Here is a 19,258-nt window from a genome sequence, read left to right on the forward strand (position 1 = left end):
ATCTAACGATTTTATGACAAAGGGCTTGAAGAAAGCAAGGGAAGCTATTGTTAGTGATCAAATGGACAACAACTCTTGGTACAGAAGTGCGTTGAAGGAAGAGCTCACGCATGCAGGAAAGCGTACAAAAAAGGAACCGAGCTGAACTATTTTCAACTTAGTTCCTCTGTATTCATACGTTAGTTCTTTGGCGTAGTGTGATGTGCCCAATTGAGGCAGCTATAGCCAAAGAAGATACAGTTAAGTGTGCAACAATAGCTGATCATCTTTTAGCTCAGTCCCACTATTTTGATGGAAGAGTGCCATCAAATCCGGTACCGTTAAGGATTGTTTTTCCTCACCTACGATATCGACAACGATTTTGCCTTGATGGAGCATGATCAAGCGATTGCCGTAACGGATGGCATCTTCCATATCATGAGTGACCATAAAGGCCGTCAACTGCTGTTCTTGAATCAACTGATCAGTCAGTGCCATCACAGTCATGGAGGTTTTCGGATCTAAAGCTGCAGTATGTTCGTCTAGCAGGATCAGTTTAGGCTGTTGCAAGGTCGCCATCAATAGTGTGATCGCTTGCCGCTGTCCTCCGGAAAGCAGCCCAATCTCAGTCGTCAGTCGATTTTCAAGACCAAGATTCAAGCGAGCTAACTTTTCTTTGAAGAAGGCCCGATGCTTTCCTTTGACACCGGAGGAAAACCCGCGAACCTGGCCTCTTTTATAAGCAAGGGCTAAGTTTTCTTCGACTGTCAAACGAACGGCTGTCCCCATCCGCGGGTCTTGGAAGACACGACTGATTTCTTTGGAGCGTCGTGTGACTGAATGACGTGTGATTTCTTTGTCACCTAAGATGATCTTACCTTGTTCTGTTGGGATCGTTCCAGCAATACTATTGAGTAATGTTGATTTTCCTGCACCGTTTCCACCGATAATCGTAATGAAATCACCGCTGTTCATGGTGAGATCGATCCCGCGAAGGACATGATTTTCGTTGATGGTTCCTTTTTCAAATGTTTGGTGTAAATCACTGATCGTTAAAACAGGTGTCGTCATGATTGACCTCCTTTGGTTTTCGGAAGAAATTTTTGCAATCCAAGTTTCGTTCGAATTTGCGGCAATGAAAGACAGATAACTAAAACGATGGCAGAGGCAAGTTTTGAATCTGAAGCTTCCACGTTGAATTCAAAGACGATGGCCAGGATTAGACGATACAAGATCGCACCAATCACAATCGTGATCAAACGAACCCACAAAGATTTATTGCTGAAAAGGACTTCCGCGATAATGATCGATGCTAATCCGATCACGATCGTTCCTACACCTGAGTTAAGATCAGCAAAACCATTGTTTTGAGCTAAGAGGGAACCAGAAAGAGCAATACAGCCATTGGAAATCATATAGCCAATTAGTTTCATATTGTCCGTATTAATTCCGTTGGCTTCACTCATCGCGAGATTGTCTCCCGTTGCTCGCACTGCTAGTCCAATCTCTGTGCGGAAGAAGAGAAACAGCAACAAAATCACGACAGCAGCAAACAGGAGGCCTGTACAAATGACTGCGGTATTTTTCGTTAAGCCTAGTGTTTGAAACCAAGTAAAAACAGTATCTTCCCCTAACAAGGCAATATTGGGTGCCCCCATGATCCGATTTGTAATAGAATACAATCCAGTCATGGTAATGATTCCCGCTAATAATGCGGGAATTTTAAATTTGGTATGCAAGATCCCTGAGACAAATCCGGCAGCTAAACCGCCGCAAAAGCCCAACAGACTTGCCGTAAAAGGGGAAAGGCCATTGGTGATGCTGACAGCAGCAATGCCGGCTCCTAATGGAAAGCTTCCCTCAGCTGTCAAATCGGCAATATCTAAGATTCGGAAGGTCAAATAAACCCCGATCGCTAATAATGCCCACAACATACCTTGAGAGGCAGCTGATTGAATAAGTATGAAAAATGTATTGATTAAATTCATAAGGTTTCCTCAAATCATTTTTAGGTTTTTAGTTTCAAGTTAGTTTTCATCATTTCATCATATAGCAGCAAAATTATAGTAGATAGTAGATAGTAGCAAAATTACTCAGGAGCCACGATGCTTTCTGGATCAATTCCTAATGCAGTTGCCATTTCCTGGTTCACAACTAGCTCTAGTTTATTCGCTGTTTCTACAGGTGTTGTAGCGGGCTTTTCATCTCCATCAAGAATTTTTGCAGCCAATTCACCCGTTTGTTTGCCTAGTGACTTGTAATCGATCCCGAATGTAGCTAAAGCGCCATCTTCCACTTGCTCGACAGAACCAGCAACGATCGGTGTTTTGGTTTCTTTGGCTACTTCACCAACGACTGCCGCAGCAGAAGCAAAGGTATTATCTGTTGGCACATAGATACCATCCACATCTTTAGCTAAACTAGTAGTTACTTGTTGGACATCATTTGTCGTGTTTGCTGTCAAGACTTTGACGTCTACACCTGCATCTTTCAATGCTTTTTCTGCCAAATCTGCTTGGATTTTTGAATTTGCTTCTCCAGCATTATACATAATACCGATTGTTTTAGCGTCAGGGACAATACTCAATAACAATTGAATCTGTTTATCGATAGGGACCATGTCAGATGTACCAGTGATATTGCGTCCAGGAGCTTCATTGGACTCCGCTAATTTTGCTTCAACTAAATCAGTGACTGCAGTTACAACGATCGGAATATCTGTTGTTTCATTCGCCAATGAGACAGCAGCTGGTGTCGCGATCCCTAAGAGAAGATCAGGAGAATTTTTTACAAGTTTTTCGCTCATACTCTTCAGATTGTCTTGGCTGTTTTGGGCATTTTGGTATTCTAAAGTAAGGTTTTCGCCTTCTTTATAGCCGCCTTCCGCCAAACCTTCTTTGAATCCTTCATAGGCAGCATCTAACGAACCATGTTCCACCAGCTGCAAGATACCAACCGTTTTTTTGCCATCTTCAGTGGCATTGTTGGTATTCCCGCATGCCGCAAGTCCAAGTCCTAAGGTAGTTGCCAATAGGCCAGTTGTGATCCATTTTTTCATTTTCATCAAATATTCCTCCTAAAAAGTCTTGATTTAAACCCAACGGAACAAAAAAATCCATTCAGACAATCGTCTAAATGGATTTGAACTTACCAAAATTCAGAAATTCAGTGCGGCCATTTAGAAGATTCTCTACATGGCTGCTGTTCACGTTAAACTGCTCTAGCCATTATAGATACAAACAAAGTGTTGTGAGGTTTGTATCCACAATGTTATGAATACAAACTATCTAAAATAGCTAAAGTAAGCAATATTCAGTTGTGGGGATAGCAATAATTTCATGATTCTTCCTCCAAACTTGAATTGTTTTCAGTATAGACGAAAGTTCTGCCATCTGTCAATTGAAAAACGCAATATTCTGAAAATTTTTTTTATAACAGATAAAGAGATGTATGCAAATAGTAAAATAAAATAAAAAAGCAGCCAGATTAACTAAGCTGCTTTTATTAAATAGGTTTAGCTTTCTTTATAATAACGGATCGTATTTTTAATTTCTCGAATACTATAAGGAAGATCATCAGAAAAAGCGGCATCTTCATCGATTTCCAATGAATCAGTAAAGATGGCTTCATATTCCTCAATACTTAATTTTTGTCGCTGATCCAATAGCTGAGTGTGGGCTTCTTTGTTTAATTGATTTTCATAACCAGCTACCAAACGACCACTGAAAAATTCAGAAACAGCCCCAGAACCATAACTAAAAAGACCAATGCGATCTCCTGCGCTTAAATGAGACGAATTTTCTAATAACGAAATCAGTCCCAAATACAGAGAGCCGGTATAGAGATTGCCGATTCTGCGACTATAGACGATGGATTCTTCATAGCGAGCCATCACTCGTTCCTGCTCCGTTTCTACTTCATCGGCAAAGACTGCTAACAATGCTTTTTTCCCCATTTTTGTATAAGGAATATGGAAACTGATTGCAGCATAATCGCTGATGCTGGCTTGATTGCGTTCACAATGAGCTTGCCACACTTTTTTGAAAGAATCGATGTAAACTTGGTTAGATAGATGCCCATCGACCATTGGATAAGCGTGGCCGAGAGGACGCCAAAAATCATAAATATCTTGAGTCAACATCAAATTGTCATTTTCAAAAGTTAGAATTCGTGGGTTAGCTGTAAGCAACATGGCAACAGCACCTGCTCCTTGTGTTGGTTCACCACCGGAACGTAAACCATAACGAGCAATATCGGACGCAATGACTAGAACCTTGCTTTCTGGATTGGCTTGAATATGGGTTTTCGCAAATTGAATCCCTGCGGTTGCTCCGTAACAAGCCTCTTTGATTTCGAAAGAGCGGGCGAAAGGTTGGACGCCAAGCAATCTGTGTAAGACTACAGCAGAAGCTTTCGACTCATCGATTCCAGATTCTGTACCGACAATCACCATGTCGATTGCCTGCAAATCTTCAGGTTCTAAGATTTCTTTTGCTGCACTAGCCGCAAATGTAACGATATCGTGTGTTTTTTTGCTGACTGCCATTTGGTCTTGACCGATACCAATGGTAAATTTATTAGGATCTACCTCACGAGCGTGAGCGAGATCAACCATGTCTATATAGTAAGGCGGAACAAAAAAATTTATTTTATCAATACCAACGTTCATTATGACGCTCCTTTGGGTTTAACTTATGTTATAACTATCGTTTATACGGTATCATATTTTTGTTTAAAAATGAAAAAAATTCTATTAGAATTTAAACTTTATTTAAGAATGGCTGATTGGAACAGAATGCAAACTCGTGGGGTATTCTTTTTTTGTGGAAATAATGATATATTTCTGTTGGAGGTGGCATGGTGGAAGAAGTTGTTATTATCGATGCACGAAGAACTCCCATCGGTAAATACCATGGGTCATTAAAGAAATTTTCAGCAGTTGCCTTAGGTACTGCTGTAGCGAAAGATATGTTTGAACGAAATCAAAAGATCAAGGAAGAAATCGCGCAAGTGATCATCGGCAATGTCCTACAAGCAGGCAATGGCCAAAACCCTGCCCGACAAGTGGCCCTACAAAGTGGTCTCTCAGTGGACATCCCGGCATCAACGATCAATGAAGTTTGTGGGTCTGGATTGAAAGCCATTTTAATGGGAATGGAGCAAATCCAGTTGGGCAAAGCGCAAGTTGTTTTAGCCGGGGGGATCGAAAGCATGACGAATGCTCCGTCCCTCAGTCATTACAATAAAGCAGAAGATACTTACAGTGTCCCAGTCTCAAGTATGACATTAGATGGCTTAACAGATGCTTTTAGTAGTAAGCCAATGGGCTTGACAGCTGAAAATGTGGCGCAACGCTATGACATCTCACGAGAGGCTCAGGACCAGTTTGCCTATCAGTCACAAATGAAAGCTGCTAAAGCGCAAGCAGAGAATAAATTTGCGAAAGAGATCGTTCCGCTGGCTGGCGAAACAGAAACGATCACCGCAGATGAAGGGATCCGCAGTCAGACCACAATGGAAAAACTGGCTTCTTTAAAACCAGTTTTTAAAACTGACGGTACCGTAACTGCAGGAAATGCTTCTACGATCAATGATGGTGCAGCATTGGTGTTGTTAGCATCAAAAACCTACTGTGAAACAAATGATATTCCGTATTTAGCGACGATCAAAGAGATCGTTGAAGTAGGGATCGATCCTGAAATCATGGGGATCTCGCCTATCAAGGCAATTCAAACACTTCTTCAAAATCAAAAAGTTTCATTAGAAGACATCGGTGTGTTTGAGATCAACGAAGCATTTGCTGCATCTTCGATCGTGGTGGAGTCTGAATTGGGATTGGATCCAGCAAAAGTCAATCGCTATGGTGGCGGAATTTCTCTTGGACATGCGATTGGTGCTACAGGAGCCCGCTTAGCAACTTCTTTGGTCTACCAAATGCAAGAGATCCAAGCCCGTTATGGGATTGCTTCTTTATGTGTTGGTGGCGGGCTAGGGCTGGCTATGCTGTTGGAGCGGCCAACAATTGAAAAAGCAAAGCCGACGGATAAGAAATTTTATGAGTTGTCCCCCGCTGAGCGGTTACAAGAGCTTGAGAATCAACAAAAAATTTCTAGTGAAACAAAACAACAACTGTCACAAATGATGTTAGCGGAAGACACGGCGAACCATTTGATTGAGAACCAAATCAGTGAGATCGAGCTGCCAATGGGTGTAGGCATGAATCTGAAGGTGGACGGCAAAGCATATGTCGTGCCAATGGCTACAGAAGAACCTTCTGTGATTGCAGCAATGAGTAATGGAGCCAAAATGGCTGGTGAGATCCATACGCAAAGCAAAGAACGATTGTTGCGGGGACAGATTGTTTTTTCTGCAAAGAATCCAAATGAGATCGAGCAACGGATTGCGGAAAACCAAGCTGTGATTTTTGAACGGGCAGAACAAAGCTATCCTTCGATCGTCAAACGAGAAGGAGGATTGCGGCGCATCGCTCTGCGGCACTTTCCAGTAGATTCTCAGCAGGAATCTGCTGATCAGTCGACGTTTTTATCGGTGGATCTTTTCGTGGATGTCAAGGATGCGATGGGAGCCAATATCATCAATGCGATCTTAGAAGGCGTTGCCGCACTTTTCAGAGAATGGTTTCCTAATGAAGAAATCTTATTTAGTATTTTAAGCAATCTTGCTACTGAGTCATTAGTCACGGCTGTTTGTGAAGTACCGTTTTCCGCTTTGAGCAAAAGAGGTGGCGCCACGGTTGCACAAAAAATTGTTCAAGCTTCTTTGTTTGCCAAAACGGATCCTTATCGAGCCGTCACTCATAATAAAGGCATCATGAATGGGGTGGAGGCAGTGATGCTGGCCACTGGAAATGATACCCGGGCAGTTTCTGCTGCCTGCCACGGCTATGCAGCACGTACTGGCAGCTATCAAGGACTGACTAATTGGACCATCGAATCAGATCGATTAGTAGGGGAAATCACGTTGCCGTTAGCTATCGCTACTGTTGGTGGTGCCACAAAGGTCCTACCAAAAGCACAAGCAGCATTGGAAATCAGTGATGTTCACTCTTCTCAAGAGTTAGCTGCGCTAGCTGCAAGTGTGGGACTTGTCCAAAATTTGGCAGCTTTGCGGGCGCTTGTCTCAGAAGGGATTCAGAAGGGACATATGAGTATGCAAGCTCGTTCACTAGCGATCGCTGTTGGAGCGGAGAAAGCGGAAATCGAGCAAGTAGCTGAAAAACTACGGCAAAATCCTCCAATGAATCAACAACAAGCGTTACGGTTTTTAGGAGAAATTCGGGAACAATAAAAAACTTGTTTCAACGGTAGCAAATGCTACTGTTGAAACAAGTTTTTTTGTCATAGACAAATTGATGAGTGTTTCTAGAAGCTGCTAAAGCTCATCTTTTTAAGTACATCCCAATACTTTTGGGGGCTGTCTCCACAAAACCAAACTGCTGATAAAGATTTTCAGCTGGACAATCAGCAATCAGGTTCACGTAAGCTTGGGGATCTACTTCATTATGTATATGGTTCATTATGGCGCTCATGATTGATTTTGCCAATCCATTGCCTTGATCTTCAGGAAGGACAGCGATGTCTAGGATTTGATAGGCAGTACCTCCGTCACCAATCAATCGGCCCATGCCGACTAAGGTTTGATCGCTGGTTCTTCGAACAGTCACTGCAAAAAGACTATTGCTTAAACCAATCTTACTCGCAGCTGTTCCACGAAGAGAAAGACCGCAGGCTTTTCGTAGAGTTAGGTATTCAGCTACTTCAGGAACTGTATGTTTTAGGAGATATTTAGAATCGTTCATCATGGTCCTCCTTGATACAGAGTAGAGTTGTTTAGTCCTAGGGAATTTGATCAATACCCTTTAGCAGATGGCTTTTTGGTAATGGGCAAAGACGTCTTTAAAAGAAAGAGACGATGATAGAAGGATTCCAACAAATGAAACAGCCAAACCCCAACAGTTGAGCTGTTCGTTTTTTTTCTATCATCGTCTCTTTAGCTTAACGTTCAGTTAGTGGGGTATTCGCATACTCTTCGATCAATGGAATCACATCCAGCTTCAGTTTGTACTTACGAGCTAAGGCAGGTTCAACAGTGAATTCGCCAACTTCAGTCGCTGATATAGTTGCCAATAGGCGTTTTTCTTTCGCTGTATCTTCAAAAATCTGCACATTCTCGGCATTTCTTTCAACAGAGAATTTAGGAAATGCAGTCATTTTTTCTTCAAAAGCGGCAAAACCATCCGTTGTTTCCGCTGCTTCCGTCTGAGATTCTGAGACTGGTTCGGTAGCAGAGGCTTCTGGTTGATTGACAGCTGATGTTGCTGGTAACCAATAAGCGGCGATTTCTTCCACTAGATTATCACTAAAACGATCTAATAGACCTTTTTCTTGTTTTTGGATTCGTTTCACAACGATTTTGAAATTCTCGTCTAAAGGAACTGCGATTTTTTGTTCTTTGGTCGTTGCCGTTTGCAGTTCAATCAACATTTCCTCACGGTTTTTAGGGTTGATATAAACGGTGGTCTCTAGTCCAAAATTTGCAGCTGTCTTGTGTTGGATCGCTGAAAATAATTGTTGACGTGCCATTTCATAAGATGGCCGAAATTGTTGTTTTAACTTGGCTAATTGTTTCTTTTTCATATTCTTCTCCTCTCAATCAATCTCGATTATAAGGAATAATGACGAAAATGAACAGGGGTTTTCATGAAAAAATGAGGAATTTCTTTTGATTATCAGAAAAAATGGCTTTTCCTTAAATGAAATAAAAGAAACAGCCAAGATCATACCCAATGAGTAGGGGATGACTTTGACTGTTTCTGAGGGCAACAACTTACTTCTAAAGATATACCAGGTTCATCGCATAGTGCTCAAAGCGTCGATTTGCTGATATTTAGGCATCAAAATAAACGAATCATTTTTACCGTAGGCGACCAAGCAATTTTCCCATAGAAAAAAGCTTAGCGGCATCTTCGCTTTTTCAGCAAGCATTTGCTGATAGTCTGACTGATCCCATTGACGTGCGGGAAAATGTTGAACGTAGTCGGGAAAAATCAGAAATACAAAATCAGGATGCAAGGCTCGCTTGACGGCAGTGGGCAGTTGATCCAAACGTGTAGAATCCATCGGGTTTTCCCTCATTAGAATCCTGTTGTATCCGGATTAGTTGCTTTCCCAACGACTCCATCTAGTTGGTCGATTCGCTGCATATCTTCATCAGAAAGCTCAAAATCAAAGACTGCTAAGTTTTCCTCGATACGACTTGGTGTAACAGATTTAGGCAGCGGCAAGAAACCATGTTGTAAAGACCAGCGAATCGCGATTTGAGCAATCGTTTTGCCGTACTTGTCAGAGAGTTCCTGCATTTCAGGAACGTCAAAGATCTTTCCTGTGCCTAAAGGACTGTAAGCTTCCAATAAGACATTGTGCTCTTGGCAATAAGACACTACTTCTTTTTGTAATTCACCAGGCGCTAAGAAAATCTGGTTGACCATTGGGAAAATAGTGGCTGTTTTTTTCAGTTCTTCGAAATGATGAGGCAAGAAATTGCTGACGCCGATGGCTTTGATCTTACCAGCTTGATAAAGCTCTTCCATCGCGCGCCATGTCTCTGCATTTGCTGACTGCCAATTGTCACGGAATTTCACTGGATTTGGCCAATGAATCAAGAAAAGATCGATATAGTCGGTTTGTAATTTCTTCAACGATTCTTCAAAGGAAGAAAGGACCAAGTCGTAAGAGTGATTTTCATTCCATAATTTTGTTGTCAAAAAGATTTCTTCTCTAGGAATGTCACTTTCTTTAATTGCTTGTCCAACACTGTCTTCATTTTTGTAACCTTGCGCGGTATCGATATGACGGTAACCAACTTCCAATGCTTTTTTGACAGCAGAAACAGCAACGTCACCATTTGGTGTTTGCCAAGTGCCAAAGCCAAGTTCAGGAATCGATACATTGTTCGATAAAGTATAACTGTTCATTTTCATTCCTCCATTTCTTTGTTTTTAGTTTAGCAGAGAAGGGATTTTTTTCCAATGGAAGATACTTCTGATCAAAATAATGCACAAAAAAGATGTAAAAAAACTTGTGTTTTGAACCAGTTTTTTTGTACACTTGAGAAATGGATAAGGAGAGAGAATATGGATATCTATTTAAAGCGTGCGATCATGCACATTGTGGATCGACAAACGGGTGATCCCGTATACTCGCAAGTGGAATTGGATCTGACAACGGAATACATCCGAGATTATTTAACGAAAAAAATTCAAAAATTAGCGACACCTCAGACAAAGACCGGCCGCTTGCTGGAGGACTCTGAGATGGCTAGATTCGTCAAACAAGCGCCGGAAGCATTTGTAGAAAGCAGTGAAGCAATCCTGCGACGCTGGTATGAAGTTTACCATCAAAGTGAAGATGCACCAAGTGCGGATGCTTTCATTGTTTTGTATGAATTAGATACCAAACTGCAATTAGCATTTTTGAAGGTTAACTATACAGATGGCTACACGCACTTTATCGACAGTACTGAAACAGGTATCGCCAATAATCTGATTTTGCATCGAGCACTTTTAGCTGGCAAAACCCAAAAAGCAGATGAAGGAATAACGATCGATGTCGAGCAGCTGACTTACGAATTAGTAGAGAAAAAATATACCTTCTCCGGAGAAAAATATTTCTATTTCTCCACGAAAGTGATTGATTCTGAACCGCTGCCTTCTCTAGAAGAAAATGTCAAAGTCATCAAAAAGGTAGCTGAAAAAATTGGTCAAAAGTTTGAGACCCCTTCTTATGATGTCATCGCCGATGTCAAAGAGGCTGTTTACGATACAATAGAAGAAAATGGTCAGCTGCATGTAGATTCGATTGCCCAAAAAGTATTCAAAGATAATATTACGGCTCAGATGGCCTTTCAAGAAGAAGTAGCAGAAAAAGGGTATATCGATCAAGCCCCTATGCTGCGAGAGGTCAGAGAAATTTCAGAAAAAAAATATGGCAAACAAAAGCTAAAACTTTCCAATGGTATCGAGTTGATCGTTCCATTGGATGTCTATCGAGATCCGAATTTGATCGAATTCATCAACAATCCCGATGGCACGATTTCTGTAACCATCAAAAATGTGGAAGAAGTCATCAATCGCATATAAAAATAGCTGCCAGGCTCTTCTCAAGGAGTCTCTGGCAGCTATTTTTATTTATTGTTGAGTTGATCCAAAGCGGGTTTGGGTACATCTTCTTGTGAGACTTCTTCCCAACTGAGGACACCTTTGCGGGGATTGACTAACAGTTTCAGATAAGCTCCTTCTCGTAGGGGCTTGGAGCGGTGTTCATTCATTTTAACGATCTTCTCTTCACCTGATTCATTATAAGCCGCTTGTTCATATTTATAAATATCTTGAGCCACACCATCACTGGCAATTGATGTTGAGTGGGTACCGCTGGTAGTGATTTCGGTGTAGTAAGCAGTGCCGCCATAGTAATAACGGTAGGCAAAGAAACAGCCGCCTAAGAAAACGCCAAAGACGATCAAACTCGCAATGATTTTTTTCATTCCTGTTCACCTCATATCTATTATTCTATAAAAAAGCAGACCCGTCCAACTATTTTATCAAAATCAAAGCAAATCTTAGAAATTTTGAATAAAAACGGCAAACAATGAAGGAGACAATATTCTTGACTTTGACTAAATTTGACCTATAATAGAGATAGATTTAAACTTACAAAAAATAAGTAAGAAAGAATTTTTTACTTTTGTAAGGAAAAGTCTATAATTGATAGTAGAGCCGATCCAACGGCGCTACATCTCATTTAGGAGGGAAATTATTATGGCAAAACAACATTATGATCGTAGTAAACCACATGTAAACATTGGTACAATTGGACACGTGGATCATGGGAAAACGACACTGACTGCTGCCATTACGACAGTTCTTGGTAAAAAAGGACTCGCTAATCCGCAAGATTACGCAAGTATTGATGCGGCTCCTGAAGAACGGGAACGTGGTATCACGATCAATACCGCTCACGTTGAATATGAAACAGAAAAACGTCATTATGCTCACATTGATGCTCCAGGACACGCGGATTATGTTAAAAATATGATTACCGGTGCTGCCCAAATGGATGGTGCGATTTTAGTTGTATCCGCAACAGATGGTCCAATGCCTCAAACTCGGGAACATATCTTGCTTTCGAGACAAGTTGGTGTGAAACATCTGATTGTTTTCTTGAACAAAATCGATTTAGTCGATGACGAAGAATTGATCGATTTAGTGGAAATGGAAGTAAGAGAACTACTATCTGAATATAATTTTCCAGGTGATGACATTCCTGTTATCAAAGGTTCGGCATTAAAAGCGTTGGAAGGAGACCCTGATGCAGAAGCTGCCATCATGGAATTAATGGATACAGTAGATAGCTATATCCCAACACCAGAGCGGGATACAGACAAACCATTACTCTTACCAGTTGAAGATGTCTTTTCGATTACTGGACGAGGAACAGTTGCTTCCGGACGGATCGATCGGGGAACAGTTCGGGTAGGCGATGAAGTAGAAATCGTCGGTATCAAACCTGAAACCCAAAAAGCTGTAGTGACAGGCGTCGAAATGTTCCGCAAGACGATGGACTTTGGGGAAGCCGGCGACAATGTAGGTGTCTTGCTAAGAGGGATCACTCGTGACGAAATCGAACGCGGACAAGTGTTGGCTAAACCAGGTTCGATCACACCACATACAAAATTCCAAGCAGAAGTTTATGTATTGACGAAAGAAGAAGGTGGTCGTCATACACCATTCTTCAACAACTATCGTCCACAATTTTATTTCCGTACAACGGATGTGACAGGGAACATTACATTGCCTGAAGGAACAGAAATGGTGATGCCAGGTGACAACGTGACCATCGATGTGGAATTGATTCATCCAATCGCCGTTGAAAATGGAACGACGTTCTCTATTCGTGAAGGTGGCCGCACAGTTGGTTCCGGTATCGTTACTGAAATCGAAAAATAAATCAGTGTTTCAACAAAAATGAAGCAGTGACTAGAGCCTTTTAGGACAGTCACTGTTTCTTTTTCTAAATTTCTTTGTGATTTTATTAAGGATTTTAGATGATGGAAAACAAACCTAGTCAGCAAATAAGTTTCATAGTAGGATAGAAGCTGACACTAAAAAGATAGGATGTTTTTCCATGAGAAAACTGCGACGATTTTTTATTTTTATAGCAAAAATAGCTGGAGTCCTGTTGCTTATCGGCGGGCTGTTTTTAGGCTATAAAAATTATACAGCTCTAAAGAAAGTGTATTCTTATGAAGAAACAATCGCTGAGCAAACAGAAAAATATGGCATCAGCGACTATCAGGAATTAGCGATGAGTATTATGTTGACTGAATCAAAAGGGGAAGGAAACGACCCGATGCAAAGCTCAGAGAGTGCTTACGGAAAACAAAATCAATTTGAAAATGCCCAAGACAGTATCGAGCAGGGAGTGGCTTATCTGGCTAAACTGATCAAAAAATCTGCTGACATGGACTGTGATCTGTGGACCGCCGTTCAAGCCTATAATTTTGGGACAGACTATATTGATTATGTAGCCAAGAATGGTGGCGAAAATACGCTAGAACTGGCAGAGTCCTATTCAAAAGAAGTGCTTTCTCCTTTGTTAGGAAATGATAATGAGCAAACCTATCGTTACTGGGGGTGGCAGTCGATCACTTATAATGGCGGTTATTTGTATCACAATGGTGGCAATTTATTTTATGCAGATGTGGTAAAATTCAATCAATGGAAGATAAAAATGGGTAGTATTTTGTTTTCTTGAAAGTCTCTGAAATCAAGCAGGTAAAAGACTTGAAAAAACAATAAAATATGATAGAATCAATATGAGTGATTCTGTCTAATTATTCGTCGCACTGATTCTGATTGGTGCGATTTTTTACCTAATGAATACGGGAATACTTACCGAATGGAGGTGAGTGGATGGCACGAATACCTCAAACGGTCATTGATGATATTCGAGAACGAAGCAATATCGTTGATATCGTTGGTCAGTACGTCCAGTTGAAGAAATCTGGGAAAAACTATTTTGGATTATGTCCCTTCCACAACGAAAAGTCACCTTCTTTTTCTGTGGCAGAAGACAAGCAGATCTACCATTGTTTTGGCTGTGGCCGCGGAGGCAATGTCTTTGGTTTTTTGCAAGAGTTAGAAGGATTAAGTTTTCCAGAATCTGTTTTGAAAGTTGCAGAAATCAGTGATATCCCTTTAGATGAGCAATACAAGCAAACCGAAGCAATTGATGCAACCTCTTCTCAGCAAAATCAATTGATCGCGTTGCATGAAAAAGCTGCTGAAGTCTATCATCACATGTTAGTCAATACGGCTGCCGGGCAAGACGCATTGGATTATTTGCTGGAACGCGGATTGACGATGGCACTGATTGACGAATTTCAGATTGGTTTTGCGCCTAACGAGCGTGCCTTTTTGGAAAAAGTTTTTTTGAATGAAAAAGCAAATGCGGCATTTTTTGCGGATACAGGTCTCTTTGTACAAAGGAACGATGGGCAACTTGCTGACCGTTTTTATCAAAGAATCATGTTTCCGATTCGGAACCCTCAAGGAAAGACCATCGGTTTTTCTGGACGCTGGTTTCAAACGGAACAGGATGATAGCAAAGACCAGCCCAAGTATTTGAACAGTCCGGAAACAATGCTTTTCAATAAGCGTGAAGTACTTTTCAACTTTGATAAAGCCCGGCGATCAATCCGAAAAGAAGGCCAAGTCTTTCTATTTGAAGGCTTTATGGATGTAATCGCAGCGTGGCAATCAGGAATTGAGAACGGGATCGCTTCAATGGGAACTAGTTTGACGAACCAGCAGATTGCCAATATTGAACGTGTCGCTACAGAAGTCATCCTTTGCTATGATGGTGACCAGGCAGGAATCAATGCAACGAATCGCGGGATTGATCTTTTACAAGAACATAGCCGCGTGAATCTCTCCGTCGTTCGAGTCCCTGAACGTCTGGACCCGGATGATTATGTGCGAAAGTATGGTACAGAGGCCTTTTTCAAACTGGCCATGCATGGCAGAGAAACGGTGTTTGCATTCAAAATGGACTTTCATCGTGCCAATCGCAATTTGGCCAATGAAAAAGAACAGATCGATTATGTCCAAGAGGTCTTGCAAGAATTACAGCATGTAGATTCTTTGCTAGAACAGGACCGATACTTGACACAACTTTCAACTGAATTTCATATTAGTCGAGAAACACTACAGACGCAATTGCGTCAGTTAAAACAGACGCAGCCGACCCCAACGCCTTCACCGCCAGTTCGTGAAGCAGTGAGTGTAGCACCACCGCCACCACGACAGCAACGGAAAACTCAGGTAGAAAAGGCGGAGGAATTACTGTTATATCGTCTGTTCCATGACAATACGCTGAATCCTCGTTTTAAAAGTACCGGTGTTGCGTTTATTCATGATAAATACCAACAAATCTATTTTTTATACGATGCGTATATGGAAACCGAAGAGCAATTTATCCTAGCAAAATTCTTGGATTTTTTGAAAGATGAACAAATGAAACAACAAGTGATCGAGATCGCTGATATCAAGGCTTCTGAAGAGGGGACGGAACAAGAATTCCAAGACCTTCTGCAGGTATTTCGTAAGTCGGGCATTGCTGAAGAAATCAATCAAAAACGAATCCAGCAGCAAGAAGCACGACAAAAAGGAAACCAGCAATTAGAGTTGGAATTAGCAATTGCGATCATTGATTTGACCAAACGGTTGAAACAAGCTAAATAGCGAACTGAAAGGGGCTTTCTTTCATGGCAGAAGAAACAAAGAAAACATATGACAAAGCTGTTGCCGAATTTATCAAAGAAAACAAACCAAAAGGACAAGTCGTTTATGACGAACTAACCAATCATTTAGCGACCCCTTATTCTTTAGATGCAGACGCAATGGACAAGCTGATCCAAAAACTGGAAGACTCAGGGATCAGTGTAGTAGATGAGAATGGGGAGCCTTCCGTTCATAGTTTGAAGAGCAATGAAAAGCAGCAAGCAACGCAACCACAAGAAGATCTTTCCGCTCCTACGGGTGTCAAGATCAATGATCCGGTACGGATGTATCTGAAAGAAATCGGACGCGTACCCTTATTGACTGCCGAAGAAGAAGTAGCCCTTGCTTTAAAAATCGAAGAAGGCGACCAAGAAGCGAAACAACGGTTAGCTGAAGCCAACTTACGTCTCGTTGTAAGTATTGCGAAACGTTACGTTGGTCGGGGGATGCAGTTTTTGGACTTGATCCAAGAAGGAAACATGGGCTTGATGAAAGCTGTTGAAAAATTCGATTACCGCAAAGGATTCAAGTTCTCGACTTATGCCACTTGGTGGATTCGTCAAGCAATCACTCGTGCTATTGCCGACCAAGCACGGACGATTCGGATTCCAGTCCATATGGTGGAAACAATCAATAAATTGATTCGAATCCAACGGCAATTACTGCAAGATCTAGGTCGCGAACCGACACCGGAAGAAATCGGAGCAGAAATGGATCTGCCAACTGAAAAAGTACGTGAAATCTTGAAAATCGCACAAGAGCCAGTTTCATTGGAAACACCGATCGGTGAAGAGGATGATTCCCATCTAGGCGATTTTATCGAAGATCAAGATGCGACAAGTCCCGCCGAACATGCAGCCTACGAATTGTTGAAAGAACAACTGGAAGACGTACTAGATACGTTGACCGATCGTGAAGAAAATGTTTTGCGATTGCGTTTTGGTATCGATGATGGTCGGACACGTACTTTAGAAGAAGTCGGAAAAGTTTTTGGTGTAACGAGAGAACGGATTCGTCAGATCGAAGCAAAAGCGTTACGTAAATTACGCCATCCTTCCCGCTCAAAACAATTAAAAGATTTTCTAGAATAAAACTGAGACCACAAAGACTTTTCCAAGAAGTATCCTTGGAGAAGTCTTTTTCTTGTGGTTTAGCCAACTTTCGTAGGAAAAGTAATGAACTTAATAAAAACGTAACGAAGCAAGTGTTGGCTAATTGCTTTGAATATGATAAATTTAATTTTGTGAATCATTTACACGAAGGTGAATCATTTTGGTACAGAGAGTTTTTTCACCAAAGCCAGTGAATAAAGGGCAAGTCTATAAGTGTGATATTCTGTAGTAAAATGAAACCTTTCAACGATGAACAGATAACTGCCGAAGCAGGTTCAAAATAAAAGGAGCAAATTCGAACAAATGATGAAAACATGTCCTCAATGTGGATTTGAATCAATTGATGCACAAAAGAAATGTCCAAACTGCGGCTTTGAGTTTGTTAAAGCGGATGAGGCAAATGAAAAAGAAGCCCCTCATACGAATGAGACGGTATCCGAAAAGAATCCGCAGCAAAATGATGATATCCGCTGGTCTGATTTTAAGGATGTTCCCTTAGGTGAATTAATTGAACATTTCGAAGACAAGAATGAAACTGATGAGTCAAAGAACAATCAGTCAGAAGACGACGTAAACGTGCAAGAGCTGATAACGAACCCAAATATAGAACAGACACCCGTTTCAAAAGAAACGCTATCAGATGCGTCCGAAACGATCGAATCACAGTCACTTGAATATCAGTCAGCAGAACAATCGATGCACAGTGGAAATGAAAGCAATGAAGTGTCTGGATCAGACAAAGGAATCCAATCGATCGCAGAAAGTTCCGCAGAGCCCAATGATTTAGTAGATTCAGCCGAGGTCCCTGAAGATCACGATTCGGCTATTTTATCTGCTTATATTCGTCAACATAAAAATTCAGAGATGGATGAAGATGCGACAGATGTTCCAGTGATACCGGAAGTCACGGACGATAAAGAGGCTCTTCCTCTAACGGAGGAACAATCTCAATCTGGATTAGAAGATGAACAAACTGATACTGCAGCGATTACTGAATCTTCAGAAAGCCCTCAATCAACAGAGAGTCCGCAACCGGAAATTGAAGCAGAAGAAACAAAGCTTGCCGAAATTCCAGAAAAAACAGCGGTATCTGAAAATACGAAGAGTAAAACCGATCCACTGCCCAAAAATAAAAAGTCACGCAAAAAATTCTATGTAGCGGCTGCGGCGTTGGTACTTGTTTCTGCAGGTGGCTGGTATTATTACGAAGAGACCGCTCGTCAAGAACAAATTGCGACAGCAAGTGAGCTGGACCAGATCGAAGCGGATCTAGCCGATTTTTATACCGACGATAACCAAGAATTTATCAAAGCAGACAAAACAACTACGCAATTGACGGCATTGACTGATCGACTAGCCAAGTATAAAACGGAAAGCCGTTACCCGGACTTGTTGGCTCAGTCTGAAACAATCAAAGAAAAGATGGCGACTCTTTCGGAAATCAATGGGTATTTCACTAGTCCAGTGATCATTGAAGATCAATTGCAGAAGGTTTCCTTAAAAGAGCCTTCGGCAGTGACTATGTCAAAAAGAACATCTGAAACACCATTCGATCAATTAGTAAATCGGGCGATTGATCAAGGGCAAAAAGAGTATGCCCAGATCGAAGAAGTACGAAATGCAGTCAAAAGCATGGTTGCTTTGAATAAAGAGGGTGAACTTTCTGACAAAGTCACGCGAAAAAGCTACAATGATTTAGTGAAGAAGATCGATGCATTGCCGATTGCTTCTTTAAAAGAGCAATTGACTGCTGAGATAGCACCGATTGATTCTGCACTGAAGAAAAAAGAAGCTGCCGAGAAGGCTGCTAAAGAGAAGGCGGCCCAAGAAGCAGCTCAGGCACAAGCGGAAAAAGCCGCCGCAGCTCAAGAAACAACTACGGCTAACAATAGCCAGTCTTCTGAAGCTGATTATGTATTATCGCCGAATACACCAACGAATACCAATAATCAACCAATCATTCCAGCACGTGAAAGTGATTTGGCAGACTCTAGCAATCCGGCTTGGAATTGGGCGCCTGGTGTCCAAGAAAAGATCATTGCAACCGCAATTGCTCGCGGCTATGTCGTTGAAGGGGGTTATACCTTTGAGCGCGTACGAATCGTGAATGGAGAAGGTTACTATAATTTTTATGCGACCAACAACCAAGGCTCCTTGTTGAAAGGAACCGGTGATTCCGCTTTTCCAATGTATCTCTTTACAGTGAATGCCAAAACCGGGTATTTCCGTGGAAATGGAAATGATCATACGATTCGGTGATGGGTGACACTTAGAAAATTTTCAGCATAATTACATTATTGAATCAAAA

General features: G+C 41.5%; 16 protein-coding genes. 7 read left to right on the forward strand and 9 right to left on the reverse strand.

Going from position 1 to position 19,258, the window contains the following annotated elements:
• Window positions 1–240: 240 nt before the first annotated feature.
• The 4 genes from IGJ45_RS05665 to IGJ45_RS05680 form a co-directional block, all read right to left on the reverse strand.
• A complete protein-coding gene (locus tag IGJ45_RS05665; RefSeq protein WP_081131797.1) occupies window positions 241–1,050 on the reverse strand; it encodes an ABC transporter ATP-binding protein in 810 nt (269 codons plus the stop codon).
• Complete coding sequence (locus tag IGJ45_RS05670) at window positions 1,047–1,967, reverse strand: ABC transporter permease (protein WP_005472153.1); 921 nt, start codon at window positions 1,965–1,967, stop codon at window positions 1,047–1,049. The genes IGJ45_RS05665 and IGJ45_RS05670 overlap by 4 nt, the downstream gene beginning before the upstream one ends.
• Window positions 1,968–2,068: 101 nt before the next feature.
• On the reverse strand, window positions 2,069–3,043 hold the full coding sequence (locus tag IGJ45_RS05675; protein WP_021151267.1) for an ABC transporter substrate-binding protein: 975 nt from the start codon (window positions 3,041–3,043) through the stop codon (window positions 2,069–2,071).
• Window positions 3,044–3,493: 450 nt separating this feature from the next.
• Window positions 3,494–4,648, reverse strand: coding sequence for a hydroxymethylglutaryl-CoA synthase (locus IGJ45_RS05680; RefSeq protein WP_176333432.1), 1,155 nt, complete (start codon window positions 4,646–4,648; stop codon window positions 3,494–3,496).
• 191 nt (window positions 4,649–4,839) lie between these two features.
• Between IGJ45_RS05680 and IGJ45_RS05685 the strand changes: the two genes are divergently transcribed.
• Window positions 4,840–7,287, forward strand: coding sequence for a hydroxymethylglutaryl-CoA reductase, degradative (locus IGJ45_RS05685; RefSeq protein WP_219645298.1), 2,448 nt, complete (start codon window positions 4,840–4,842; stop codon window positions 7,285–7,287).
• 91 nt (window positions 7,288–7,378) lie between these two features.
• On the opposite strand, the gene IGJ45_RS05690 is transcribed toward IGJ45_RS05685, so the two are convergent.
• The 4 genes from IGJ45_RS05690 to IGJ45_RS05705 form a co-directional block, all read right to left on the reverse strand.
• Window positions 7,379–7,801 carry a GNAT family N-acetyltransferase gene (locus tag IGJ45_RS05690; RefSeq protein WP_372339116.1) on the reverse strand — a complete coding sequence of 141 codons (423 nt, stop codon included), beginning with the start codon at window positions 7,799–7,801 and terminating at the stop codon, window positions 7,379–7,381.
• 193 nt (window positions 7,802–7,994) lie between these two features.
• A complete protein-coding gene (locus tag IGJ45_RS05695) occupies window positions 7,995–8,636 on the reverse strand; it encodes a hypothetical protein (RefSeq protein WP_003126789.1) in 642 nt (213 codons plus the stop codon).
• Window positions 8,637–8,849: 213 nt separating this feature from the next.
• Window positions 8,850–9,119 carry a hypothetical protein gene (locus tag IGJ45_RS05700; protein ID WP_005472161.1) on the reverse strand — a complete coding sequence of 90 codons (270 nt, stop codon included), beginning with the start codon at window positions 9,117–9,119 and terminating at the stop codon, window positions 8,850–8,852.
• 14 nt (window positions 9,120–9,133) lie between these two features.
• Entirely contained in the window at window positions 9,134–9,979 is an 846-nt protein-coding gene (locus tag IGJ45_RS05705) for an aldo/keto reductase (protein WP_373368160.1), read from the reverse strand.
• Between the two features lie 153 nt (window positions 9,980–10,132).
• Between IGJ45_RS05705 and IGJ45_RS05710 the strand changes: the two genes are divergently transcribed.
• Window positions 10,133–11,137, forward strand: a complete 1,005-nt coding sequence (locus IGJ45_RS05710) for a nucleoid-associated protein (protein WP_219645297.1) — start codon at window positions 10,133–10,135, stop codon at window positions 11,135–11,137.
• Window positions 11,138–11,181: 44 nt separating this feature from the next.
• Here the strand turns inward: IGJ45_RS05710 and IGJ45_RS05715 are convergent, their stop codons facing one another.
• Window positions 11,182–11,541, reverse strand: a complete 360-nt coding sequence (locus IGJ45_RS05715; RefSeq protein WP_003126793.1) for a YxeA family protein — start codon at window positions 11,539–11,541, stop codon at window positions 11,182–11,184.
• 274 nt (window positions 11,542–11,815) lie between these two features.
• On the opposite strand from IGJ45_RS05715, the gene tuf reads away from it, so the two are divergent.
• The 5 genes from tuf to IGJ45_RS05740 all read left to right on the forward strand — a co-directional run bounded on the left by tuf (window position 11,816) and on the right by IGJ45_RS05740 (window position 19,209).
• Window positions 11,816–13,003 (forward strand): elongation factor Tu, encoded by a 1,188-nt coding sequence (gene tuf, locus IGJ45_RS05720; protein ID WP_003126794.1) that lies wholly within the window; start codon window positions 11,816–11,818, stop codon window positions 13,001–13,003.
• A 178-nt stretch (window positions 13,004–13,181) separates the two neighbouring features.
• Window positions 13,182–13,811 carry a lysozyme family protein gene (locus tag IGJ45_RS05725; protein ID WP_103299860.1) on the forward strand — a complete coding sequence of 210 codons (630 nt, stop codon included), beginning with the start codon at window positions 13,182–13,184 and terminating at the stop codon, window positions 13,809–13,811.
• Window positions 13,812–13,969: 158 nt separating this feature from the next.
• On the forward strand, window positions 13,970–15,799 hold the full coding sequence (gene dnaG, locus IGJ45_RS05730) for a DNA primase (protein ID WP_219645296.1): 1,830 nt from the start codon (window positions 13,970–13,972) through the stop codon (window positions 15,797–15,799).
• Window positions 15,800–15,822: 23 nt separating this feature from the next.
• Complete coding sequence (gene rpoD / locus IGJ45_RS05735) at window positions 15,823–16,929, forward strand: RNA polymerase sigma factor RpoD (RefSeq protein ID WP_003126797.1); 1,107 nt, start codon at window positions 15,823–15,825, stop codon at window positions 16,927–16,929.
• 324 nt (window positions 16,930–17,253) lie between these two features.
• Window positions 17,254–19,209, forward strand: a complete 1,956-nt coding sequence (locus tag IGJ45_RS05740; protein ID WP_171918022.1) for a cell division site-positioning protein MapZ family protein — start codon at window positions 17,254–17,256, stop codon at window positions 19,207–19,209.
• The last annotated feature ends 49 nt before the right edge of the window (window positions 19,210–19,258 follow it).

The organism is Enterococcus sp. DIV0574 (assembly GCF_051711125.1).
In the GTDB taxonomy this organism is placed as follows: Bacteria; Bacillota; Bacilli; order Lactobacillales; family Enterococcaceae; genus Enterococcus_D; species Enterococcus_D gallinarum.